The organism is Psychrobacter pulmonis, from assembly GCF_904846465.1.
GTDB classification, from domain to species: Bacteria; Pseudomonadota; Gammaproteobacteria; order Pseudomonadales; family Moraxellaceae; genus Psychrobacter; species Psychrobacter faecalis.
In genome coordinates this window covers 610,534-635,103 of the sequence record NZ_CAJHAT010000001.1, presented here as the reverse complement: position 1 = coordinate 635,103, position 24,570 = coordinate 610,534, and the positions used below count along the sequence as shown (strand labels likewise).

Annotated in this window: 25 protein-coding genes; 14 read left to right on the top strand and 11 right to left on the bottom strand. The window is 44.5% G+C overall.

All coding sequences use genetic code 11. The features are described 5' to 3' along the window. Nucleotides 1–77 precede the first annotated feature (77 nt). Nucleotides 78–1,007 carry a formyltetrahydrofolate deformylase gene (purU, locus tag JMX70_RS02700; protein ID WP_226928880.1) on the top strand — a complete coding sequence of 310 codons (930 nt, stop codon included), beginning with the start codon at nt 78–80 and terminating at the stop codon, nt 1,005–1,007. 113 nt (nt 1,008–1,120) lie between these two features. Here purU and JMX70_RS02695 read toward each other — a convergent pair whose 3' ends face one another. Beyond that, a complete protein-coding gene (locus JMX70_RS02695; protein ID WP_201589342.1) occupies nt 1,121–1,927 on the bottom strand; it encodes a cytochrome C assembly family protein in 807 nt (268 codons plus the stop codon). Nucleotides 1,928–2,303: 376 nt separating this feature from the next. Between JMX70_RS02695 and ffh the strand changes: the two genes are divergently transcribed. The 7 genes from ffh (at nt 2,304) to JMX70_RS02660 (ending at nt 8,671) form a co-directional block, all read left to right on the top strand. Beyond that, nucleotides 2,304–3,845 carry a signal recognition particle protein gene (gene ffh, locus JMX70_RS02690; protein ID WP_068403945.1) on the top strand — a complete coding sequence of 514 codons (1,542 nt, stop codon included), beginning with the start codon at nt 2,304–2,306 and terminating at the stop codon, nt 3,843–3,845. Nucleotides 3,846–4,064: 219 nt separating this feature from the next. Beyond that, nucleotides 4,065–4,748: a tRNA (adenosine(37)-N6)-threonylcarbamoyltransferase complex dimerization subunit type 1 TsaB gene (gene tsaB / locus JMX70_RS02685; RefSeq protein WP_201589671.1), complete on the top strand. Its 684-nt coding sequence runs from the start codon at nt 4,065–4,067 to the stop codon at nt 4,746–4,748. 112 nt (nt 4,749–4,860) lie between these two features. Beyond that, complete coding sequence (locus JMX70_RS02680; protein WP_068403943.1) at nt 4,861–5,703, top strand: undecaprenyl-diphosphate phosphatase; 843 nt, start codon at nt 4,861–4,863, stop codon at nt 5,701–5,703. Between the two features lie 82 nt (nt 5,704–5,785). Next, nucleotides 5,786–6,688 (top strand): class I SAM-dependent methyltransferase, encoded by a 903-nt coding sequence (locus JMX70_RS02675; protein ID WP_201589339.1) that lies wholly within the window; start codon nt 5,786–5,788, stop codon nt 6,686–6,688. A gap of 67 nt (nt 6,689–6,755) precedes the next feature. After that, complete coding sequence (locus JMX70_RS02670) at nt 6,756–6,998, top strand: hypothetical protein (RefSeq protein ID WP_144296632.1); 243 nt, start codon at nt 6,756–6,758, stop codon at nt 6,996–6,998. An 85-nt stretch (nt 6,999–7,083) separates the two neighbouring features. After that, nucleotides 7,084–8,001 carry a 4-hydroxybenzoate octaprenyltransferase gene (gene ubiA / locus JMX70_RS02665; protein WP_201589336.1) on the top strand — a complete coding sequence of 306 codons (918 nt, stop codon included), beginning with the start codon at nt 7,084–7,086 and terminating at the stop codon, nt 7,999–8,001. After that, on the top strand, nt 7,994–8,671 hold the full coding sequence (locus JMX70_RS02660) for a DUF4112 domain-containing protein (protein WP_201589333.1): 678 nt from the start codon (nt 7,994–7,996) through the stop codon (nt 8,669–8,671). The genes ubiA and JMX70_RS02660 overlap by 8 nt, the downstream gene beginning before the upstream one ends. Nucleotides 8,672–8,779: 108 nt before the next feature. Here JMX70_RS02660 and JMX70_RS02655 read toward each other — a convergent pair whose 3' ends face one another. From JMX70_RS02655 to ispZ, 5 genes are all read right to left on the bottom strand, one after another. After that, a complete protein-coding gene (locus tag JMX70_RS02655; RefSeq protein WP_191690377.1) occupies nt 8,780–9,400 on the bottom strand; it encodes a hypothetical protein in 621 nt (206 codons plus the stop codon). A gap of 168 nt (nt 9,401–9,568) precedes the next feature. Further along, entirely contained in the window at nt 9,569–11,740 is a 2,172-nt protein-coding gene (mnmD, locus tag JMX70_RS02650) for a tRNA (5-methylaminomethyl-2-thiouridine)(34)-methyltransferase MnmD (protein ID WP_191690379.1), read from the bottom strand. A gap of 26 nt (nt 11,741–11,766) precedes the next feature. After that, a complete protein-coding gene (locus tag JMX70_RS02645; RefSeq protein ID WP_227671136.1) occupies nt 11,767–12,303 on the bottom strand; it encodes a hypothetical protein in 537 nt (178 codons plus the stop codon). After that, nucleotides 12,300–12,653: a YciI family protein gene (locus JMX70_RS02640; protein ID WP_144296627.1), complete on the bottom strand. Its 354-nt coding sequence runs from the start codon at nt 12,651–12,653 to the stop codon at nt 12,300–12,302. Before JMX70_RS02640 ends, JMX70_RS02645 begins: the two co-directional genes overlap by 4 nt. 110 nt (nt 12,654–12,763) lie before the next feature. After that, on the bottom strand, nt 12,764–13,315 hold the full coding sequence (gene ispZ / locus JMX70_RS02635; RefSeq protein ID WP_144296626.1) for a septation protein IspZ: 552 nt from the start codon (nt 13,313–13,315) through the stop codon (nt 12,764–12,766). A 294-nt stretch (nt 13,316–13,609) separates the two neighbouring features. On the opposite strand from ispZ, the gene JMX70_RS02630 reads away from it, so the two are divergent. Then, on the top strand, nt 13,610–14,491 hold the full coding sequence (locus JMX70_RS02630) for a PHP domain-containing protein (protein ID WP_191690385.1): 882 nt from the start codon (nt 13,610–13,612) through the stop codon (nt 14,489–14,491). A 284-nt stretch (nt 14,492–14,775) separates the two neighbouring features. After that, entirely contained in the window at nt 14,776–16,332 is a 1,557-nt protein-coding gene (locus tag JMX70_RS02625) for a GGDEF domain-containing protein (protein WP_201589330.1), read from the top strand. A gap of 3 nt (nt 16,333–16,335) precedes the next feature. Here JMX70_RS02625 and truD read toward each other — a convergent pair whose 3' ends face one another. Further along, nucleotides 16,336–17,592, bottom strand: a complete 1,257-nt coding sequence (truD, locus tag JMX70_RS02620; RefSeq protein WP_201589328.1) for a tRNA pseudouridine(13) synthase TruD — start codon at nt 17,590–17,592, stop codon at nt 16,336–16,338. Between the two features lie 262 nt (nt 17,593–17,854). Here truD and JMX70_RS02615 point away from each other — a divergent pair, with 262 nt between their 5' ends. Together JMX70_RS02615 and JMX70_RS02610 are read left to right on the top strand one after the other, a co-directional pair. After that, a complete protein-coding gene (locus JMX70_RS02615; RefSeq protein WP_201589326.1) occupies nt 17,855–19,462 on the top strand; it encodes an FAD-dependent oxidoreductase in 1,608 nt (535 codons plus the stop codon). 107 nt (nt 19,463–19,569) lie between these two features. Next, nucleotides 19,570–20,208: a GNAT family N-acetyltransferase gene (locus JMX70_RS02610; RefSeq protein WP_201589324.1), complete on the top strand. Its 639-nt coding sequence runs from the start codon at nt 19,570–19,572 to the stop codon at nt 20,206–20,208. A gap of 80 nt (nt 20,209–20,288) precedes the next feature. Here the strand turns inward: JMX70_RS02610 and JMX70_RS02605 are convergent, their stop codons facing one another. Then, complete coding sequence (locus tag JMX70_RS02605) at nt 20,289–20,501, bottom strand: hypothetical protein (RefSeq protein ID WP_068403915.1); 213 nt, start codon at nt 20,499–20,501, stop codon at nt 20,289–20,291. Between the two features lie 107 nt (nt 20,502–20,608). On the opposite strand from JMX70_RS02605, the gene JMX70_RS02600 reads away from it, so the two are divergent. Continuing rightward, nucleotides 20,609–20,986: a hypothetical protein gene (locus JMX70_RS02600; protein WP_227671135.1), complete on the top strand. Its 378-nt coding sequence runs from the start codon at nt 20,609–20,611 to the stop codon at nt 20,984–20,986. 107 nt (nt 20,987–21,093) lie between these two features. Here JMX70_RS02600 and gorA read toward each other — a convergent pair whose 3' ends face one another. The 3 genes from gorA to JMX70_RS02585 form a co-directional block, all read right to left on the bottom strand. Next, on the bottom strand, nt 21,094–22,449 hold the full coding sequence (gene gorA, locus JMX70_RS02595; protein WP_201589322.1) for a glutathione-disulfide reductase: 1,356 nt from the start codon (nt 22,447–22,449) through the stop codon (nt 21,094–21,096). A gap of 198 nt (nt 22,450–22,647) precedes the next feature. After that, the gene (locus JMX70_RS02590) at nt 22,648–23,100 is read right to left on the bottom strand and encodes a threonine/serine exporter family protein (RefSeq protein ID WP_011280954.1); all 453 of its coding nucleotides are present in this window, start codon (nt 23,098–23,100) and stop codon (nt 22,648–22,650) included. 1 nt (nt 23,101) lies between these two features. Beyond that, nucleotides 23,102–23,893: a threonine/serine exporter family protein gene (locus JMX70_RS02585; protein ID WP_201589320.1), complete on the bottom strand. Its 792-nt coding sequence runs from the start codon at nt 23,891–23,893 to the stop codon at nt 23,102–23,104. Between the two features lie 163 nt (nt 23,894–24,056). Between JMX70_RS02585 and JMX70_RS02580 the strand changes: the two genes are divergently transcribed. Continuing rightward, nucleotides 24,057–24,338, top strand: a complete 282-nt coding sequence (locus JMX70_RS02580) for a DUF503 domain-containing protein (protein WP_201589318.1) — start codon at nt 24,057–24,059, stop codon at nt 24,336–24,338. The last annotated feature ends 232 nt before the right edge of the window (nt 24,339–24,570 follow it).

The window sequence follows — 24,570 nt, the reverse complement described above, 5'->3', positions numbered from 1 at the left end:
GATTAGAATAGTCGGTTTCCTATGCTGCTATTCATATTCAAAGTAAGCAGCACGTTTCATTTTTAATTGGGCGCACTATGTCAGACAATACCACGACTGCTACAGCAAGCATAAAGTCGAGCAAAAATCCTAAAAATTCACCAGTTGCGGCTGCTATTGATACCGCGACGTTATTGATCAAATGCCGCGATCAAGCGGGTATCGTACAGGCTGTATCTGAGTTTATACACCGTTATGGCGGCAATATTATCACTCTCGATCAGTATTCAACCGCTCATGAAGGCGGGCAGTACTTTATGCGTTTGGAGTTTGCGTTAGCAGGCTTGAGCGAAATTATGGATAACTTTGAAGCCAGCTTTGGGCATACGGTGGCTAAGCGCCATAATATGGCGTGGCGCTTGCATAATAATGCGATTAAAACCAAGGTTGGCATCTTAGTGTCAAAGTTTGACCATGCCTTGTTAGATTTACTATGGCGGCATCAGCGCGGGTTACTCGATTGCGAGATTACCTGTGTCGTTAGTAATCACGAAGACTTGCGCCAAGCGGTAGAAAACTTTGGCATCACTTTCCATTATGTGCCAGTCACCAAGGATAACAAGGCTGAAGCGGAAGAGCAGATTCATACCTTGATGGCAGGCAATGACTTGCTGGTATTGGCGCGTTATATGCAGATATTATCGTCTGATTTTGTCAAGCGTTGGCCAATGCAAGTCATCAATATTCACCATTCATTTTTACCTGCGTTTGTCGGTGCTGATCCTTATCGTCAGGCTTATGAGAAAGGCGTCAAGCTTATTGGTGCGACCGCGCATTATGTGACTGCCGAGCTTGACCAAGGGCCTATCATTGAGCAAGACGTCCATCGTGTCACTCACCGTCAAGGAGTGGCAGAATTACGTGCTATTGGCCGTGATATCGAGCGTAATGTCTTAGCGCGCGCAGTAAATTGGCATGTACAAAACCGCGTGATTGTGGCAGGTAATAAAACCGTGGTTTTTAATTAGATTTTTTTAAGACGGTGTTAAACCAAAATAAGAGCGTAAAAAAGGCCGCCAGTATTGGTCTTTAGTACTGGCGGCTTTTTTTTAGTCAAATTACCACTATCACAGAACTGGGTTTATAACAGCATCTCTAACACAAACTTACTACCGACAAAGCCAATTGCTAGTAAGATAAATGCATAAATGGTCATGTTGGCAGCGCGTTTACCACGCCATCCTGCGCGCCAATTACCCAATAATAATGCGCCAAATAACAGCCAAGATAGCACGCTAAAGACGGTCTTATGAGCAAGATGCTGCGCCATCAGGTCTTCTACATAAACAAAACCAATGCCTAGCGCGATACTCAATAAGACAAAACCGACCAATAGCATATCGAACAATAGACTTTCCATACTCTGTAGCGACGGCAGTTTATTGACCCAAAAGCGATGAATCGACTGGTGTTTCAGCTCGCGTATTTGTAAGCGCAAAAATAGCGCTTGCAGCGCTGCCATCAGCAGCACGCAATAAGCAGCAAGTGATAGTAAGATATGGGCCTCTAACCCGACGCTGATGTCCGTAATCGGACGATAGGGCGCGCGGCCGATATAACCAACTATCATCCCGGCTAAAGCGGTCGGCGCTGCTAAAATACCAAGACTGACAATAGGGCGGTATAAGCTAAAAATAACGTAGAAAAATAAGAAAAATAAACTGATCAGGCTAATGGTATTAAATAAGTTGAAATTTAGCCCATAAAGCGTGACCACATGTGGATAGAGTAGTGCGGCATGTGCGAGCATGCCGACAACCAATAAACCTAAGCTCACGCCCTTGTGGATAGGTTTATCGTGAATCAGCGCCCAGCCGATGTAGATGCTGACCAAAATATAAACCATGCCAGCCAGTAAAAATGCAAGTTGCAAGATAAAGAACCTCATCTCATGATGAGCGCAAAAACGCCGCTCAATTGAATGCTAAAATGGTATTATCAGAATGATTAGAATAATTCTCCAATTTATCATAAAATGGCAAGCAATTGAGCGTCATCTTACGGATTGATTATAGCGCTTGTAGCACAGCAGCGCTTATTAGAAAAATGCCATTTGCAAAACGACTATAAGTTTTATGGCCTCTTAATGCTATAGTATTGATAATATGCTACTTTTTAATCGTCTGTAGCATAGCCAAATCATGTAAATCAGCAAGCAACGCTGAACCAAATTTGACGACGTATTGTTGTCATAGTGTTTTTACTAAGAATTGCTTTTATCAAAGATTGTTTTCACTAAGAATTATTTTAATTGAGAGTTATTTATGTTTGATACCTTAACCGAACGCTTATCATCGAGCCTGCGTAATATCGCCGGTACTGGGCAGTTGACCGAAGATAATATCAAAGACACGCTGCGCGAAGTGCGCATGGCGCTATTAGAAGCTGACGTTGCGCTACCGGTAACGCGTGATTTTGTCAAACGTGTCAAAGAGCAAGCGCTTGGTGCTGAAGTGCTCAAAGAGTTGGCGCCAGGTCAAGCATTTGTCAAAATCGTCCATGACGAGCTTACCGAAATGATGGGTAGTGCCAATCAGCAGCTTGAGATGACGGGTAAACCGCCGGTTGTTTACCTACTGGCTGGTTTGCAAGGGGCGGGTAAAACCACCACCGCTGGTAAATTGGCGAAGTTTTTACAAGAGCGCCATAAGAAAAAGGTGATGTTGGTTTCTGCTGACGTTTATCGTCCAGCGGCGATTGCCCAGCTTGAGCAAGTGGCAGGACAAGTCAATGCCAAGTTCGTCAATTCAACAGTTGATGAAAATCCGATTGATATCGCCCGCCGTGCTATTGAAGAAGCTAAAATCCAATATCAAGATATTCTGATTATTGATACGGCTGGTCGTCTGGCTATCGATGAGACCATGATGGCTGAAATCAAGGCGTTGACTGCGGCGGTCAATCCATCTGAAACCTTGTTTGTCGTCGATGCGATGACTGGTCAAGATGCGGCCAATACCGCCAAAGCCTTTAACGATGCGCTGCCATTGACTGGCGTTATCTTAACCAAGACCGATGGTGATGCGCGCGGCGGTGCAGCATTATCTGTACGCGCCATTACTGGTAAACCGATTAAGTTTTTAGGTCGCGGTGAAAAACTCGACGCGCTCGAGCTATTCCACCCTGAGCGTATCGCTCAGCGTATCCTTGGTATGGGTGACGTCTTAAGTTTGGTCGAAGAAGTCGAGCAAAAAATCGACCGTGATAAAGCGGAAAAAATGGCGAAAAAGATGCAAAAGGGCGGCGACTTCGACCTTGAGGATTTATTGACCCAGTTTCAGCAAATGAAAAGCATGGGCGGCATGGCAGGTTTTTTAGATAAAATGCCGGGTATGGGCGGCTCTGATATGCAAAAAGCCGTGCAAGACGCTAAGCCTGAAGAAAAAGTACGTGAAATGGAAGCCTTGATTAATTCAATGACGCCGTTTGAGCGTAAGAATCCCGATAAGATTAACCCAAGCCGCAAGCGCCGTATTGCCGCAGGTTCAGGACGTGAGATTCAAGACGTCAACCGTTTGCTCAAGCAGCACAAGCAAATGGCAAAAATGATGAAAATGATTTCTAAGCCTGAAGGTATCAGTAAAATGATGAAGTCGATGCAAGGCTTGATGGGCGGCGGCGGTGCTGGTGGCGGCGGTCCGTTATTTGGCGGCGGTCAGCAAGGCGGTGCCAAAGATGTAAATCCCGCGCAGATGGCAAAGCAGATGGGACTGGACCCAAACAATATGCCGAGCACCGAAGAGATGCAAAAACAGATGCAAGAGCTACAAAACCAAGCGCCAAAGAAGTTTAAAACGCGCTTTTAATGAATAGACGCTCAGATTGATATAGTATTTACTTTTTAACAAATTCCCCAAGGCTGAAATAGTTTTGGGGTTTTTTATGTCTGACGTATTTGCATAAATATTGATGGATGCACTAGGAAAGTTTAGAAATTGATAAAATTCTTTTATCCTAAATGCTATGATAGGCGCTGATTGATGAGCGCATGTTTTGTGGTATTAAGAAAATAAGCCGAGGTAATGATGTTTTTAGCAATGGATACCGTATTTGAGCAGTGTTCGATCGCGATTTTAGATGCCAATAGTCAGGTGCTATCGAGTCATACCGAACAAGGCAAACGTGAGCAAACTCAGCACATTTTGCCAATGATAGATGCGGCTTTATCTGAAGCTAAGCTCAATCTGGCGCAGATAAAAGCATTGGTATTCAACCGTGGCCCCGGTGCTTTTAGCGGTATCAGAATCAATACAGCGGTGGTGCAAGCCTTATCTGTCGCCCACGATATTCCTTGCGTGGGGGTTTCTAGCTTACAAGCCATTGCCCAGTGTGCGCATCAAAGGTATGGTTTGACGCAAGTTTATAGCGCGCTTGATGCGCGTATGCAGCAAGTATATTTTGGGCAATATGCACTAATAGACCATATTATGCAGCCCGTCGTGCAAGAAAGTGGCGAAGATACCGAGCGCTTACTTGATTATGGCAGCCAAACCGCTGCCAATCTGCCTGTCGTCGGTAACGGTGCGCCGCTATTAAAAGCGCATGACGAACAAGTTTGCCATGAAGAGGTTTGGCCAGATGCGGTAGTGATTGGACAATTGGGTATCGCTCAATTCATACAGACAGGCGGTAGCGATGCGGCTAATGCCTTACCAAAGTACTTGCGCAATCAAGCATGGAAAACGCTAAAAGAGCAAGGTAAGGCATAGTGCTTACATGATGATTAGTAAGCAATGTACTTTGTACTTCTACGTATAAACGATTATAAAAGCAACAACAATATAAAACAGCGGCTAGCGCTGTTTTTTTAGGGAAGCAACTGTGGATATACTGTTATTAATCCAAGCGCTCATTATGGGTATCGTTGAAGGTATCACTGAGTTTTTACCCATCTCTAGTACGGGGTATTTGATTTTATCAGCCGATTTGATGAGCTTTTGGACTAAGGAAAAAGTTGATTTGTTTGTGGTGGTAGTCCAGCTTGGTGCTATCTTAGCGGTCATTTATGATTACTGGGGCAGGCTCTGGCAAGCGCTCATGGGGCTACTGACTGGTAAAGCGGAAGGTATGAGTAATCCAAGGCAGCTTGGTTTAAGCTTAATTGTGGCGACCATTCCGGTAATGATTGTAGGTTTTACCTTTGCAGACGAGATTAAGGCGTATTTGTTTAACCCTATCGTGGTAGCGATTATGCTGATTGTCGGTGGCTTGCTGATATTTTATGTCGAAAATCGACCTAAAACAATTATTGCCCAAGAAGCAGAAGACGTCAGTCTAAAAACAGCGTTAATGATTGGTTTGATGCAGTGTCTAGCTTTGATACCCGGAACCTCACGCTCAGGGGCCACTATTATCGGCGCCCTCTGGCTTGGCGTCTCACGCAAAGCTTCGGCGGAATTTTCTTTCTTTTTAGGCATACCTGTCATTGTTGGCGCGGCATTGTTGGATTTACTAAAGCATCATGATGTATTGACCAGTAGCGAAGACTGGCTGGTATTGGGTATCGGCACCGTGGTGTCATTTGTCGTGGCGTTACTTTGTATTCGCCTATTGGTCGCTTGGGTTAGCCGTCGCGATTTCAAAATTTTTGCATGGCTACGTATTATTACCGGCATCATCGTATTGGTCGCCGCTTGGGGCTTTGGCTACCAGATGGCAGGCTAAGTTTTAACGATGTGGCGTTATCATTTTCAACTGGGTTAACGGTAACGTTTTAAACCGTAAAGTATTAAAAGGGAGGGCAATCATGAGCAGTTTGCAACAAACATCAAGCGACTTTATGTATTGCCAGCTTTTTTATGTCAATGAAGCCCAACAAGCGCAAATAGCCAGCCTGCAAGCGCTGGTAGTCAAACATCAATTGCCTATTATTCTAAACATTGAGTTATTTAGCGAAAAGCTCAATCAAAAACGTCGTCAGCAATTAAGTCAGTATTCTATCCAGCCTATCTTAGTATTAGATGAAAAAAATAAACTGTCATGGTTAAGCGATGGGCTGAGCGTGGCGCCCGAATGGGAAAAGCTACAACGACGAGTGGTGAGTGCCGGGCGTAAGTCTGAGTTACTGCTACAAGCGGCTAAAATTACCGCGGATAGGACGGTCATTGATGCGACGGCAGGCTTTGGGCATGACAGCCTGATATTAGCCAGTACTGGCGCTCAAGTCATTATGCTTGAACATCAGCCCTTGATAGCGCTGCTTTTGCTAGCTGAACAGCAGCGGATGAGTACGCTACCAAATTGGCAAAAGCTGATGCGCCGACTACAGATTATCAATACCGATGCGCTGAGTTATTTTGAAAGTATTGATTTTACAGATTCTAGTAATGGTTTGACCGCTAATAGCCATCAGACTATTGATGTGGTATATCTTGATCCTATGTTTCCAGAGGATAGCTATCAAGATAGCAAAACGGGTAAAGGCGCGAAAGTGGGCAAGCATATGCAAGCCTTGCACCAATTGGCACGTCCACCAACGCTAGAAGAAGAGTCACAATTGCTCCAAAGTGCACAAGCAATCGTCAGTCAAAATGCAAGCCAAGGCCGCGTCGTCGTTAAACGCCCGCAGCTCGCACCATTACTTGCGCATCAACAACCAAGCGAAAGCTGGCATAATGAAGCGATACGTTTTGATGGGTATTTCGTTTAAAAAACCTTTCGTTACCATGCATGGAGTCAGTTTAAACTTTTAGAGTTAGTGAATTTAGGAGCAAGGAATGTCGACACTAATTATTTGGGTAATGGGAGCGGCGCTATTACTGATAAATATTATGCTGCGTACGAGAATTTTAAGATTGGAAGCGCGCTTAAAAGAATTGAGTCGCCCTGAAGATTACTTGAGATTCTTGCGACAGCAAGCCGTACAAAAAGAAAAAGTTCCTGCCATTAAAGCCTTACGCAAGCAATATCCTGAGTTGTCGCTCATTGAAGCTAATAATTTGTGGCAACAAATCCAATAGCTCGCCAACCCTTTCGCTTCTATTCGCTTAACCTAGCAGCTTGCAAAAAAGTATATAAAATTTATATAGATGATAATAAAACGCCATGACATTTAATGACAAATTACAAGCCTACCTACAACTAACACGCTTTGATAAACCTGTAGGTATCGAGCTGTTACTCTGGCCAACGCTTTGGGGGGTAATGCTGGCGGCGATGGGTCAAGCGCAGCAGCAAGGCATGGTAGCAGGTATGCCAGATTTTAGAGTCTTTGTTATTTTTGCGCTCGGTGCGATTTTTATGCGCGCGGCTGGCTGTGCAATCAATGATTTTGCTGATCGCAAGGTCGACGGTTATGTCAGCCGCACCAAAGGCCGTCCATTAGCAGATGGACGCTTGTCTGGTAAGGAAGCCATTGCCGCGTTTTTAGTATTGGTATTGCTGAGTGCCAGTTTGCTATTCTTTTTGCCTATTGCTGTTTTTTACTGGTCGCTTGGCGCCGTTATATTGGCGTTTATTTATCCATTCATGAAGCGTTTTACCCATTTGCCGCAAGTGTTTTTAGCCGCCGCTTTTGGTTGGGCAATACCGATGGCCTATGTCGCGATACAAGGCGCGCCTGATATCTGGTGCTGGTTATTATTTATCGCTTATATGTGCTGGACAGTAGCGTATGATACCCAGTACGCGATGGCGGATCGTGAGGATGATTTAAAAATTGGCGTCAAATCAACGGCGATATTATTTGGCCGCTACGATGTGATTATTATCTCGCTGCTGCAAACCGTCTTTTTAGTTATTATGGGTGCGGTCATGTGGCATTACTTTGCGCCAACCAGTGTGGGCGTGTTACCAGTATTTGGCTTGGCGCTCGTGGCGATGATGTTTGCCAAGCAGAACAGCGCTTGTGCCAGTCGTCAAGCACTGGCCTGTTTTCAGGCGTTTTTGGCCAATATATGGGTAGGGCGTTACGTCTTTGCTCTTATCGCAATCGCGTGTTTATGGACAACTTTTAATGGATAACTTTAAGAAACTCTCAAAGTCAAAAGCTAGAAAGGTATCTGATGTTAAGGCGCCAGTTATCGATTATCAGGCAAAGCTAGCTGAACATGGCTTAACACGCGCACAAGTCATCGAAACTGAGCGCAAATTGGCGAAATTTGCCAATACCATGGATTCGCTCGTACGTATTCCCTTTACCAAACAAGGCATGGGGGCTGATGCGGCGCTGTCGACCATTCCGCTGGCGGGAGATTTGGCAGGACTGGCGTTGACCAGCTATGCTTTTATATTAGGTCGGCAGTTGGGCGTACCTGCGCATAAAATGACCCCAGCGGTTAGATTGGCGCTGATTGATATGGTGGTTGGTATTGTACCGGGTATAGGTACGGTGCTCGATATTTTTATTCGGCCCAGTCGTAAGACATTGAGCATCGTGCACGAGCATCTACACGATGAATATGGCATTACCGAAACCATGCATATGGATCGGCCGTTTTTGCATCAATCATTAGAAGATAGGCAGCAGCAAAGCCGCTTTGCGTTCTTTTGGCGTAATCCTATCGTTGCTTGGTTATATCTGCATATTCCTGACCTATTAGGATTAATCGTTATTGTGGTTATCGGTTGGGGCTTATGGGCGCTGATGAGCTGGCTGGTCAGTCTGTTTGGCAAGACCACTGGCTTTGGCTAAAGGTAAAGTAGATTAAAAAAGGCGGCAAATATGATAAGTATTTGCCGCCTTTTTTAGGGTTGAATTTATTATTTTTGACAGGTTCTAAGCCAAATTTTTATTTAAAAACTATTCGGTAATGACTTCTGCTTCTACACTGATGGCCTCAAAGCTGGTCGTTTTATTGTTTTGAATAAGATCAATGCTGCTACCACCGCCATGACTGACCAGCTGAATACTGCCATCGTTTGAGCGATAAGTAGGGTTATTGCCTTGGCCTTCTGGCGCACTCAAGGTCATTTTTGGTTTATTTGGCAAGGTGACGATAGCGTTAAGTACGCCTTTTTCTGAGGTTTCAAAGATGACAAATAACGTCTCACCGCTGGCACTGCGATAATTGACATCAGTGATTTGCGCGCCTTTGATGGCTTGTTCTGGATTGGGCATTATCGCAGCACTATTTGTTGAGGTATCCGCTGCGCTAAGCTCGTTTTCTGTTTCATTTAAGCTTGTATCTTGCTCTAAAGTGGCTGCCGAATCAGTAGCGCTTGGCTTTGTTTCAGCAACTTTCGGTGCATTAATATTAGAGCTTACTGGCGTCGTTTGGGTGGTTGCTTCAGCAGTTTCATTAACGGTTTCAGGTTCTGGCGTCTTTTGGCAAGCATTTAGCAGTGATAGGCTTAAGAACGCAATAGAAATTGCTTTAAAGGAGGGTTTTGATTTCACTAAGGTAAAAATATCGGTTTTCATAATAGATAGCTATCCATTTATCATCGTTATTTAAGTGTTTTAAACTTTAAGGCTAGTCTAGCATTATTCTTTAAGCCTGCTTCTATACTGTTATCAATACATGCCTTGGCTTTAAGAGCGTTTTCATAAATATTGATAAAAGTTAGCGTAACGTTAAATTGTTACTTTTTACGCTTTATGCAATCGCGCCCGATTGGATGACAGCCGCCCTAACATAACAACCGATAAAGGGGGAAAGCAACCGAGCATCATATCTGCTAATGCTTCAGCGCATATCGGGGCTAGCGCATAACCTTTTGCACCCATCGCAGAGAGCGTCCAAATGCGGCGACTTTGGGCAAGTCGTCCGACCAAGGGATGATAATCAATCGTTTGCGTACGCACACCGGCGCGCGCTTGCCATGCGCTGGTATCGTCTGGCAAGACATTGCTTAATTCAGGAATATCCTCAAGCAATTTGTCATAATTTTGCTGATTTTCTTCTTCGCGGATATCAATACTGGCGTCAGCATCTACAAAGCTGGCACCTAATAAAAACTGTGGCTCATTGTCGCGAATGTTATTTATCTCAGCATCGCCGCTTTGCCCGATAAAGGGCGCGCAATAACCACTATATTTGAGCGGTAGTTTAGGCAAACCCGCAACTTGCTCAGCAGTAGGTGTAAACCAAGATAATTGCCCGCGAATAGTACGGCACTCAACAATACGTTTGTCTAATTGATGGCTTTCATAGGCGGCGCAAATCACTATATTGTCAGCGCAGATAGTGACAGAACTTTGACCATCAATACCGCTTTCTTTCTCACCAATCACCGTCACTTTATTGGCAGCTTCTTTGATATCAGTAACGCTAAGCTGCTGATAATTGATATTTGAGTGCTTAAGGATGAGCGTTTTTAGCGCTTGTGGATTGACCAATCCAGATTTTGGTAAATATAAATTGTCCGTTAAGTCTTTAGTTTTTAAGCCGCTTAATTGCTGCGCCTCTTCAATCGTAACCGTGGTTGCCATTTCATTGGGATAATCGGCAATTTGCACAGTTCCGATATTGGTTTTGATTAGCAAGTCTAACGCGCCTGTTTGCTCAAGTATGAGCGGCGTTTGCTGCAGCGCTGCTTGCCGATTGAAATAACGGTACAACCTGCCGCTATAGAGATAGCCGATAGAGTGCAAGTGCTCATACACATGATGAATGGGTGTCATATTTGGTGCGAGGAGGGCGCGCGGATTGCCAGAGGCGCCAGCAAGCGGCGCGACTTTATCTACTATCGACACAGCCACACCGCGGTTGGCCAGCGTCCAAGCCGTAAGTAGTCCCGCAACGCCTGCACCAATAACCACTGTATGATTAGGAGTATGGTCATGAGGGTGTGGCAAAACGCAAATATTGTTATCGTCATTTAGTGCTAAAGAATCAGGTAAGAACTCAGTATTGTCCGCCATCGCTGCCGTTAACATCTCGCGCTTGCGCCCAAAACCTTTTACCTTTTTAATGCTAAAACCATGCGCTTGCAAGCCACGTTTGACAATACCAGCACAGCTATAAGTAGCGGCAGTGGTACCAGTACGAGATAAGCGCTGCATCTGGGTAAATATCGACTCCGCCCACAAGCTCTCATTACAAGAAGGCGCGAAACCATCTAAAAACCAAGCATCAACGTAAGGACGATTGATAGCAGTCTCAGTATTTAAAGTAGCTAAGCTCTCAAAACTAGCCAGACTTGCCAAACTATCGCCCGCATCGCCTAACCAAATATCAAGCGTGATATTATCGTCAATAAAGTTTAGTCGATGACAGCCCGCAATCAGCGGTGGGTAGTTGGCTAAAAGCTCTTTAATCAATTCGGCAAGTTCAGGGGCGCGCTGTGCCCATAAAGCGAGTATCTGCGTTAAGTCGTTAAGCGGAATGGGGTATTTTTCAGTGGTGATAAAGTGTAAGCGCGCGCTTGTTAACTGCGGCTGCTGAGCACGAAGCTCACGCCAAAGCTGCCATGTCGCTAAAAAATTCAAGCCCGTTCCAAAGCCCAATTCAGCAATCGTAAAGCATTGCTTATCAGCAAGGTTTGCTAGGCGCTCGGGTAATTGATTATGGGCTAAAAATACATGGCGGGATTCTGCTAAGCCATCAGCGTGCGAGAAATACACATCGCCAAACTCCCCTGATACTGGCACTTGATTGCCAGCATCATCGGTTTGCCATCCAATCTTAGCAGGGGTAATCACATCTGGCGGCGCGGGTTTCTTAGGGGGCTTGGTGGCTTTTTTATAAGTGGCAAGAGAGGTAGAGGTAGGCTTGGATATAGCCGGTTTAGACTCAGGTTTAGACACAAATTTGGACATAAAGCATCACATTTATAGAGGATTTACTACCAGCGGTCACGGCGGACAAACACCAACCACGAAATAAATATCCCAACCAATAAGCTCACTAACACCGTAAATGCGCCGTATAAAAACAATTGACCTTTGCTTTCATATACTAAAACGTTTACTTGTGTTTGTAAGTCATTGACTTGACGCTGAAGCTGGGCATTACGGCTTAGCAATTCTTGATTGGCTTCAGAGAGCGCTTTAGTTGATGGTTGTAGCTGCGCGGCTAAAGTGTCGCTAATATTGGTCGCAGGCTGAGCACTAGTAGCTTGGTTCGCTGCTGTAGCAGAGACCGTATTTGAGGCAGTATTTGGTAACGCTAGTTGATTAACAGTATTGGGCGCTAATACAGCATTTGGCGCAAGCGGAGCCGTTCTTGCCGCAGGATCAGCATTGGTCACAGTTGGTGCTGCTTGTGCTGATAAGCTAGCAAGTAATAACAAGCTCGCAACAATAAGATTAGCGACGCGGCCAAGAACGTGCTCACTGGTATGATTAGAAACAGAATCATTTAATAATAACTGCTGAATCACGATACTGTTACCTTATTTGCTGGCTTGTCTGCTGGTTTATCTGCGGCGCTGTCAGTAGGTTCAGGTAAGGTCTGCACAAACGGCTTGATATCTACATGGCTATAGACGCCATCACGCAGATAAGGCTCAGCGCTCGCCCATGCTTGCGCAGCATCGAGGGAGTCAAAGTCAGCAATAATCAAGCTGCCTGACATCTCGCTTTTACCGTGTTCGATGGGCGTTGGACCTGCGATAATGAGTCGCTGCTCGCTTTGTAATACTTTCAGGCGGGCAACGTGTTCGGCGCGTGTTACCTGACGTTGGGCGCTGCTGCCAGCAACATCGTGGCCGATAATAGCAAATAAGGACATGGGACTTCCTCAAGTAAATAATATGAATAAAGCACTAATAACCAGAATAAAAAATAATGATGATATCTCTCATTATACTTTTAAGGCGTATATTATGATTGAAATAGCTTCTATTTAGTGGTTTTATCGGTTAATGCTGGATTGAGATGGTTTTTTAATACGGCAAATTGGGCAATCACAAATACCAACATAATTGGAATCCAGCCATAAGTTTTAAAGTTAATCCAAGCCTCATCAGACATCGTAAATGCCGTGATATAATGCAGAATACCCATAAAGGCAAAAAACAGTGCCCAAGCGACGGTCAGTTTTTTCCAGCCACTTAAAGTCAGTGAAAACACTTCTTTCATCGCCAATTGCATCAGTGGCTTATTGATGATGGCACTGACCAATAGCGTAACAGCGAAGATACCGTTGATGATAGGCGATTTCCAGCGTAAGTAGATGTCGTCACGCAATAGCAGCGTGCCACCGCAAAAGACGATGGTTAATAATAAAACGACCCACTGCTGCTTATCAAATTTGCCTTTTTGACGCACAAAATGGATGGCATAAATAATAATAGTGGCCACGAGCAAGGCGCCTGCCGCCGCTAAAATGCCATTGTAACGCGCGGCAATAAAAAACGCGATCAACGGAATGAAGTCTAATAAGGCTTTCATAGCAAATAGGATGTCCAACAAAAAACGTATGGGGTAGTTTACACGTCTACTGCTGCAAAAAAAAGCAAGTAACAGGATAATCATCCGTTATGATCTGCCTTCATGCGTTATCTTCGCCGCATTTCCCCTTTTTTACTGATAATATAGTCAGTAGTGACAGCGTATTTGAATGCACAACACTTTCAACACTTTCAACACTTTCAACACTTTCAACACTTTCAACACTTTCAACACTTTCAACACTTTCAACACTTTCAACACTTTCAACACTTTCAACACCTTAAGGCCAGCTTTATGAAAATCGACTTACATTGCCACAGTACATGCTCTGATGGTACCTATGCGCCGACCGAGGTAGTACAGCGCGCGCATAATGCTGGCATTCATGTACTGGCGCTGACCGATCATGATACCTTGATGGGTATCGACGAGGCACGCGCGGCGGCGGCGGCCTATGATATACAATTAATCAATGGGGTTGAGATTAGCTGCGAGCATACGCTTAGCGGCGGCTATGGCAAAAATAAATCCACTAATAAAATTATCCATGTGTTGGGACTTGATTTCACCGACTTTGATAAAATGCATGCGACGTTGCAGCAGTTGCAAGATAGCCGTGCCACGCGCGGTCAACGTATCACTGCAAAACTCAGTGAGCTATTAGATATTGATTATAATGAGCTATGGCAAGCGGTGCTCGATAAAGCAGGCGGCAATCCACAAGCGGTAGGGCGTGCGCATATTGGTCAAGTGTTGTTTGAGCGGGGTGAGGTAAAAACCGTGCAAAAAGCCTTTGATAAATATCTGGCGGATAATAAGCCCGCTTACGTGGCAATTGAAGCATTAACCATGCAGCGCGGCATCGAGCTGATTCACGCTTGCGGCGGCAAGGCGGTACTCGCGCACCCAACCCGCTATCAGCTATCTGCCACTCGCGTACGTAAACTTATCGAAGAATTTGCCGGGCTTGGCGGTGATGCTTGTGAGTTACCCTCAACTAGCGAACCGATTAGTACCCGTCGAATGGTCGATCGCAGTATCGCTGAACATCAGCTTGCTGCCTCTATCGGCAGTGATTTTCATGGTAGTAATATGCCGTGGCGACGTTTGGGTGACGTACCAAACCTTCACCCTGAACAGCAGGGCATTTGGCAGTCATTTGCGACATTGGCTTAGTTAAAAGTATAAACCAAAACTATTATTTAAAATGATAAGTCGATCCTGTGACTCGGCATTGTAAATTGACCATATAATTGAAAATCATTATTAAAAATCATTACTAAAAAAACATAGGCCAAAATGAGGTGTCAGATATTGACGCATAAATCACTTAAACAGATTGATAATTAAAAGAAAAATTGCCACACTAAATGCGTCAGTTTAGATCTAACATAAATCATCCTTTTTACTTTCTTATTTGGTTTTAGCTCAATAACTTTCATTATCTGCGGTAGCCCATTATGGCTGTATCGATATCTCATCTAGGCTACAGAAAACTCTCGCGAGTGATTTTTGAGTGGCAAGCTGCTGATAGGGCATCGCTGCTGGCATTGTTTATTTTGCTGGAAGTGTCATCGCATTGGCTATGGTGTTTATTTGTCTGGTGGCGCCAAGATATCTATGGCTCCTACGTAAATATGGATGTGCTGTATCCCTTGTGGATAGGGCTCACCTTGATGGTCCTGTTTTTTTCTTGGATGGTTAGCCGCTTATCGCCGATTAGAAAAGACACGGATTCGTTATATAAGTGGCAAGCGATAATCGTCACGCTTTATAGCCTTTATATTGCCGTGGTCATTTTAGTCATGGGTCACAGTAGTTTGGTCGCGGGAGTATCACTCGTTGGCGGCGCGATGTTAGGTATGATGCTTATACGTCGCCGCTATGTCTGGAAAGCCTTTTTGGGTCATATTGTCCTGATTTTTCTCGTCACTTTGGTTCCCTATTTTGGCTTGACGATACCCAATCTACGTCAAATGACGATGAGCTCTTTTCCTTTAGATGGCTATAGCTATCTTACTTATAGCTATCTTACTTATAGCGAGATGACATCAATTGAAAATGCCATTTCTGCGTCGATTTTTAAAAATGGGATACTGAGTTGGGAGACCTTTAATCAACTGCGTTTGTCTTCAGCATTTTTTTGGCGCACCACCCATATTTATATGGCGCTGCCAAAGGCAATTTTTATCATCTATATGTTTCGCACCCTGCTATTGATATTGGATAACAGTAAAGCTGAGATTATGCAGTATGCCAATCAAGATGAATTGACCCAGTTAAAAAGCCGCCGTTATGGTTTGACGCAGATGCAGCAAGCGCTGCTCGCAATGGGAGATAAGCAAGATTTCAGTGTGATTTTATTGGATTTAGATTGGTTTAAAAATATCAATGACAATTATGGTCACGACGTTGGCGACCAAGTGCTGTCTGAGGTTGCCCAAACGCTATTAAAATCGTTATCAGAAGAGGTGATTGTCAGTCGTTATGGCGGCGAAGAATTTTTAATCGTGTTGCCAGATACCACGCACGAGGGCGCGATGACTATTGCTAAACAGCTACGCAAAGATATCGCCCAACAAGTCATCAAGAGCGATGATAATGTCGATTTTTATATTACTGCCAGTTTAGGGGTTTATACTCTGACGCATGAAGAGCGTGCGCGTATTCAAAATGAGTATAAAGCTTTAGCGCTAGAAGAAAATACGCAAGCGCTGACAGAAGCGCGCAAAAACCGTAGGCAAGGAGAGCGTAGACAAGAGCGTGGCTCGCACAGCTCAAACCAAGCAGGCGCACAACAGACCCATGCACAAAAAAGGATTTCGCAGAGAAGAAAGCGCGCTGCTAAAGAAATAGTGCAAGCCCAACTGCCCAGCGATATTTGTCAGCGCTTAATTTGTATCGCCGATAAAGCCTTGTATGAGGCAAAAGACCGCGGGCGTAATCAGGTGGTCAGTGCCAACCATATGCTCGCGGCAGAAACAGACAAGATCGCTGTCCTTTATGCGACTAGCTAATCGTTAACTAACGCCAGATGAAGTGCTTAAATTCTGTACTAAGCTTGAAAGTACACTGGTTGCAAAGCTGCCGGTCGTTAAAGTAAAACTGAGTACCAAGCTCAGCCCATCATCTGCGTCCTGCCATTTCCAGCTTAATTCTTCAATCGGTAATCTTAGCGCGCGTCGTTGTGCTTTGATATCGCGCTGCTCTAAGCCTGCTGCCAACTGACTTAACAATGGACTTTTCTGTACGATAATATTTTCGATAGTGGCTGCTGCGCCACTGACTTTATCATTACCCACGCCCCATAATACTGCCGTTGGATGAATATCACCGCTGGCAAGTCGCGCTTGCAAAGTGTCGTCCATTACTTCGCTGGCAAATATTGAACCTGAGCCATCCAAATTAAACACTTCACCGGTAAGCCCCGTATTCCAGCTACCATCACGCACCCGCGCTGCTAATATCTCATTAAATATCAAGCTGCGCGCCGCTGATAATTCCATACTGTTTTGCTCACGCGGCGCCTGTTTACGTTTGCCTTTTTTGGGTTGCGGACGACTTTCTGGCGCTGGACGCGCAAATAACGCCAATGCTTCTCTAACATTATTACCGTGACGGCCAAAGCGCTGCGGACCAAAATAATTGGGCACGCCCGTTATGCTGATATGGGCCAAATGCTGCTCGACGGTATCCTTGTTGCTTTTGTTAGACGGCGTCGTCTCTGTGCCCGCAAACTGGATGTCACGCAAGGTAATGATAAATTGATTGGCTCTATGCGTACCACGATTGAGTTTTTTATTATGCCACTCCTGCGCAAGGATGGTGAGCGATTCATTGGCGCCAATATCTACTGGAGCAAATTCAGACTCAGGTAATTGCTTTTTTGGTATCCGCAGGCTAAACCACTGTGTCGTCAGCGCATGACGGTCTTTTAGCCCCGAGTAACCAACATCACGCAGTGGAATCTCTGCCCATTCGGCTAATAATTTGGCCAAATAGGCGGTATTCATACCGAGCTTTTCGATATGCAGCCATAAATGCTCACCTTCGCCCGTAAAGGCGAGCGGCAATATCTCATTGACCACAAAATCTGTGGCATAGGCTTTATAGGTCGCTTGCCTTAAAGGCTGCTGCGTCGGCTGTGGCAATTTGGCCGTATCAGTGGCGGCGGTAATATCGATAGTTGAGATATCAAAGGTTTTATCAGTCAAAGGTTTGTTATTAGGAGAATCGTTATTAAATGAGTCGTTAGCAAAATCGTCTTGAGAAGTCATAAAAGGTATCTTTTGTATTGATAAAAAGTGGTAAGAGCAAAACGTTAAAGAGGGAGTAAAGGTAAGTTTACGTTTTGCAACGCAGTCAGTATATAAAAAAATGGCGTCTGGCAATGGGTCTTGCTAGTATCAAAGTATCTGGCAAGACATCTGGTCTTTTAATCACGTATTTTTGGCATTAATATTTTATTTAAAACGCCGATAAAAAGTACATTTGCAGCAGGAAATAATAAATTTTAATAATAACCGTTAAGGATAACTCATGAGTAAAGCAACGATTCATACCGTCACCATTAGCAAAGCCGACATTCCAAATGGTGGCATGAAATCCTATAAACAGGATGACGATAGTATCATTTTAATCACCCGTGATGAGGACGAATTTAGTGCCTTCGATGGTAAATGTCCGCATGCTGGCGCAGATTTGGGTGAGGGGCTGCGCTGTGGTAATCGCGTCGTGTGTCCGTGGCATCACGGTACTTTTGACAGTCGCGACGGCACGCTATTGGAGCCTGTTGCGATGCGCGGCTTGACCCAATACGAGTTAAGCGATGAGGGCGATAGCATCGTCGTCAATACCGCCGCAAAGATAGATAAGCGCGTGGAAAATGACAAGCTGACGGACACCCATACCATTATCATTGGCGGCGGCGGCGCGGGATTTATGACTGCCAATCAGCTGCGTCATAGTGGCTATGGCGGCAAGATTACGATGATTAGTAAAGATGATAAAGCGCCTTATAATCGTCCTTTATTATCCAAGATGTTTTTGGCTGGCAAAATGAATGAGAAATATTTGATGCTTGGCGGCGCGGATTGGGCGAGTAACAATAGTATTGATTTGCGCTTAAACCAAACTGTCAGCGAAGTATTACCAAACGCGCGAACCATCGTCATAAAAGGCGAAGATGGTAAACGTGAAGAGCAAACGGCGGACTTCTTAGTGGTGGCGACAGGCGCTGAGCCAAAAGTGCCACCGTTTAAAGGCGCAGATGCCAAGGGAGTCTATACACTGCGTAGTATGGATGATGCCAAAGACATTAAAGAGGCCAGTGAAAACAAGCAGGTAGTTATCGTCGGTACCGGCTTTATCGGTATGGAAGTGGCGTCAGCATTAATGGAGGCGGGGAAGGTCGCTTCTATTACCATCGTTGGTCGTAGCCCTCGGGTAATGAGCAATATTGTCTCCGAAAGTATCAGTGATGCTCTGATTGATTTGCATAAAGAAAAAGGCGTGAACTTCGCCTTTGGTGCCAACGTTGCTGAGATAGCGCAAGATAATGGCACAGTGAGCGGGGTTATCTTAGATGACGGCAACAAAATTGACGCCGACATGGTCATATTGGGTACAGGTGTAGCACCGCGTACCGAAATAATAGACGAGGTCAACGATCCTGATGGTGTGCAAGTTAACGACTATTTAGAGCTGCGCAACGGCGTCTATGCGTTGGGTGATATTGCCAAAGCCACCAATCAGATGGGGCGTATGCGTATCGAACATTGGCGCGTGGCCCTGCAACACGGTATCGTTGCGGCCGCTGCTATCTTAAATGAAGACAATGTCAACTCTTTAGCCGAGCGTATTCCATTTTTTTGGACAGCACAGTATGGCAATAGCCTACGCTATAGCGGTCATGCCGCAACGCCTGACCATAGTATTATATTCGGCACGCCGAGTAAATTCGACTGTATCGAGTACTATTTTGATGACGAAGCAGAAAACACCCGTGCAAGTGCTGCTATCTCACTTGGCCGTGATAAAGAGTTGATTGCCTTCTCTGAGCTACTGCGCCGTGGTCACGCGCCAACGCGCGCGCAAATCAATGCTGGGTTTGATATTATCGAGCAAGCCCATGCGTTATCGCGCTAGTAGTAAAAACGGATACGTATTATTATAAAGGCTGGCTTGGTTATCCGAGCCAGCCTTTTATACCATAGATTTTTATAAGACATGAATGGAAAAGGAAAGCCGATGCTATGAATAAAGACCACATCACTCAAGAAGCCTTAAACAAAACAACCGTATTTTTACGTCAAGCTGAAGCAAGTGATGTCGACGCACTCGAGCAATTGCTCAATCGCTGTTATCGACAAGCGGAAGGCTGGACCAATGAGGCAGATTTGGTGGGCGGTATTCGTACTACCAAAGATGAGCTATTGGCTGTCATTAATGACCCCAAGCATTACGTTTTTATTTATCCAAAAACCACAACAAGTGAGCGTGATGGCAAAGAAACGGGCGAGCTATTGGGCTGTATCGCGGTCGACATAAAAGATGATGTCGCTACAAATCAGCGCGCGGGTAATCAAAAAGCTTATATCGGTATGTTTGCCGTCTTGCCTGAGCTGCAAGGGCTTGGCGTCGGTCATCAGATACTGCAGGCGGCTGAGACGTTTGCGCAGCGGCATTTACAAGCAACTACCCAAACGCCTGCACAAAACCCTGCGCGTTTAACGATGTCTATTCTCAGTCATCGACCAGAGCTCTTGGCGTATTATCAGCGCCGCGGTTATCGTTTAAATGGCAATAGCATGCCGTTTCCCGTCGACGGTAATAATGGCGAACCTAAGCGCCAAGATTTAGAATTATTAGAATTAGAAAAACTCGTAAGCTAATGATAAGTCAATCAGTTTTACTAAATCTGAAGCCATTCACCTCAGAGCAATGAACCACAGAGCAATTAACGCCAAAGCCATTAACCCCAAAAGCTGCCAAAGGTCATAAATAAACCGACACTCAATAGGAGAAATGCCACGATAATTAAACGCTTAAACCAGTTAAAACCCAGCAAGCGAGTGGCATTATCATTGGACATCAAATAAGCAAACAAGCCGATTAGGCTTGCGACCAAGGTCATGATACCAAGACCAATCGGTAAGATAGAAAAATACATCTGCCACACAAGCATCTCGCAACGGTGATTATTAAACGCATCATAGCAGTATCGTGATTGTGCTGTCTGAATTATCTGCCTCTTACGTTTGAAAAACGCTATCAGCATAACAGGAGGTCAAGGTGGGAAAGTTTAAAAAATTGACGTTATTCCTCCTCTTTATACTATTTTTTGTCACCTATTCTAAAGCACCTCCTGATAGTGTGATTGAGCAATTGATCGCAGCACAATATAAAGAGGGTAACAAGATAATGCAGGCTGCTAAAACGAATGCGAGCAATAATAAGAATGACAAAATGGCGCAAGATATAAGCAGTTTGATGGAGCGCATGATGCCAACGCTTGAGCGTGTCGAGAATATCGACTGTAACCGCGTCAAGGGTAACCGTAATTTTAGCTGTACCGCTGATATCACCCAAACGATTGCGGGAAATAGCCGAACTAATAAAACCATATTTAACGTTTATCATGCCAAGGGAGAATGGACGCTGGATAATTAACCGCTTTGATAAATGAAGATTTATATTAGAAACGCCTTAATGACGTCTAATAAAAAAGCTACCTCGTTAAAGGTAGCTTTTTACTCATATTATCTGGTCTATAAAAACTAGCGCATGGTCACAAATTCTTCTGAACCTGTCGGGTGAATGGCAACCGTGTTATCAAAGTCAGCTTTCGTCGCGCCCATTTTTATCGCCACCGCAAAGCCCTGAATCATCTCATCGACACCGTAGCCAATACCATGTAAGCCAATAATCTTTTCTTCTTCACCCAAGCACACCAGTTTCATCACGCACTTTTGACGATGCTGTGTGACTGCGCTATACATAGAGGTAAATGTTGATTTATAGCATTTGATATTTTCTTTGCCATGCTGCTCAACGGCGTCGATTTCAGACAAGCCAATCGTACCGATAGCAGGGTGGGTAAAGATGACCGTCGGTATCAAGTCATAACTGAGATGCTCATTGGTTTTATTGTTAAATAAGCGCTCTGAAAGCCTGCGACCGGCAGCGATAGCCACTGGCGTCAAATCAATGCTGTTTTCGATAATATCGCCGACCGCGTAAATGCCTTTGATATTGGTGTTTTGAAATTTATCGACTTTAATTTTGCCAAATTCAGTGGTCTCAACGCCGGTTACTTGCAAGTTGATATTGTCGGTTGAGGGCGCACGTCCAATCGCCCAAATCAAGCAATCTACCGTATCAAGGCTACCATCTGCGGTACATAACGTCAGGCTACCATCTTCATTTTTATGAATCTCAGTGAGTGTGGTATTGGTATGCAACTGGATACCGTCTTGCTCCATCTCTATCAGCAAGGTTTCAACGATAGTATGGTCAAATGAGCGCAGCGGCGAATGTTGACGCACATACTGATGCACCTCAGCACCAAGGCTATTGAGCACGCCAGCGATTTCGACAGCGATATAGCCAGCGCCAACGATAGCAACTCGTTTTGGCATTTCATTTAACGCAAAAAAGCCATCAGAATCGATGCCGTATTCTGCACCTTTGATGTCGGGGAGAATCGGATGACCGCCTGTCGCGATTAAGATATGGTCGGCGGTAATCAGCTCGCCATTGACCTCGACAGTGTTAGTATCGACAAAGGTAGCAAAGCCTTTTATCACTTCAACGCCATTTTTCGCCAGATTGTTATCATAAGAGCGATGAATATTTTCGATATATTGTTGGCGGCTATGGACCAGTTTTTGAAAGTCAAAACCTTTGACCTCGACGTCAAAGCCATAATCGGGTGCATATTTTACGATGGCTTCGGCCACTTGCGCGCCGTACCACATCACCTTTTTGGGTACGCAGCCCCAGTTTACGCAAGTGCCGCCCAATTGGTTGGCTTCGATAATGGCACATTTTTTGCCATAGCTCGCTGCTCGATTGATCGAGGCAATGCCACCGCTACCGCCGCCAATGGAAATATAGTCATAATGTTTTGTCATGGTTAAGTCTCTTTATTCAGTACGTATTAATGCGTATTGGTGCAATTTTGCAGTCTATTATTTTTTAATTCTGTTATTTTGAACTCTATTGTAATGGGTATCATTATTAATCTTACAAGGTTTTTATTATAAGGATATGCCAGCTAGTATCAGAATATAAAAGTATTTAGGCATAAATAGCTTGATATCTAAGCCCATCTAAACTATAGCACGCCGCCTATAAAATAACAGTCCGGGAATGGATAAGCCTAGCACCAATCCCGAGGTTACAAACAAGGCCTCAAATAAATACACCATCATTTGGCTAAATAATTCGTCGGAAAAACCAAAATAACCAATTTGCACCATACTGACCATCGCCTTATAAGCAGCGATACCTGGCATCATACAGATGACGCTCGGTGAAATTAACGCTTTGGGCGGTAGCGTATATTTTTTAGAAAAGTAGACACCCAAAAAGCTGGCAAGCATCGCCCCAAAGAAGCTAGCAACCACCAGATGGATATGCTGATAAACAAGCGCGGTTTTTAACCCAAATCCAAACGCGGTCATCAGCAAACACGGCAAAATATAGCGTTTGGGCACGCTAAACATCAGCGTCCAACCAAGGGTAATAATGCACGACAGCACCACGGTTTTAATGAACCACATCTTAAAACCCCCAGTGCTGTATTCTAAGTAAAACCAGCGCCATGACGATACCAACGCAAGCGGACAAGGTCAACATATAGGTAAAAACGGCACGCCCAACGCCAATATTGACATAGCCTTTCAAGATATCTGAGAAAGAATTGATCAAAGGAAAGCTTGGTACCAGTAACAGCACGCTAGAGGCAACGGCAATATCGGCATTATTACCAATATCAAAATAATAGGTTGTCGCCCCAATTAAAGAGGCGATAAAAGCCGTCACAATGACCGTGATAAAGGGATTAAAATGGTGTTTGGCCAGATAAATGCGAGTGAACATCGCTACCATACCTGCGATAAAGGTCACAGCAGTAATCGACCAACTGCCACCGTTTAGATAAGCAAATGCGGCACAAGACGCCCCAACAAATATGCCCACCAACCATGTTGGATACACCGACTTATTATCTAACTCATCAAAGGCAAGGGTCGTGCGTTGAGTCAACTCATTATCATCGACAGTGGCTTCGGTTTTATTGACGATTTGCTGAATTTGTACCAATAAATTGACATTAATACTTTGATTGATCGTGTCTCGAGTGGTGGTGATACAGCGCTCATCACAGATAGTGGTCAAGGTAATGGCATTGAAGTTTAGCGAACATTCTACGCTGTTCATCCCCAAGGCAAGCCCTAAGCGTTTTGATAAGTCCACCACCACGGCAGACTCAGCGCCATATTGCATAAGGAGTAATCCGCAGCGCACGCATAATCGAGTAATGTGCTGTTGCTGTACGTAGCTGATAGAGGTCATTGATTAGATACGCATATTGGCTATTGTGATTTTTATGAATGCTATAACCATAAACAGTGTGAGCGGTTATAGGTTATCGATACGGCAAGGTAACGATAGCATAACTTACCGTGCTTATTTGCTACTATTATAAAGCGTAAACCACTGTCGCAAGGAGAATAAAATGCATATCGCTATCTTAACCCTGACTTTTGCGCTACCCGGATGTAGCTCATTAAAAGAAAAGCGCCAACGCATGGGCGGCTTGCATGCACGCTTTGGCAATACACCAAGCGTCGCAGTATGTGAGAGCGGTGAGCGGGATCGGCATGATGCCAGCGAATGGACGTTTGTGATAGTCGGGCTGTCTAAACGTGAGGTCGAGTCGCAATGCAGTCAAATCGAGGAGAAGATAGAGCGGACAGTAGATGCGCGGGTGATGAATGTTGAGAGAGAGTTTGTTTAGGAGAATTTATCTCAACAGTCTAACTAAACAGTTGCCATGATTAAAAGAATACAGTTGGATGCTTCGAATATAGCTTAAGTAGAGATTACGACTTTCGAAAAACTAACTATAGTTTAACTCACTGATAGACATTTGTTTTTTGCTATGATAATCTCTTTCAGCAATTCAGAAACATTACTTACATTCCAGTTACGTATTCAATTATATATTGCTATCAATCGGGGTCATGCTA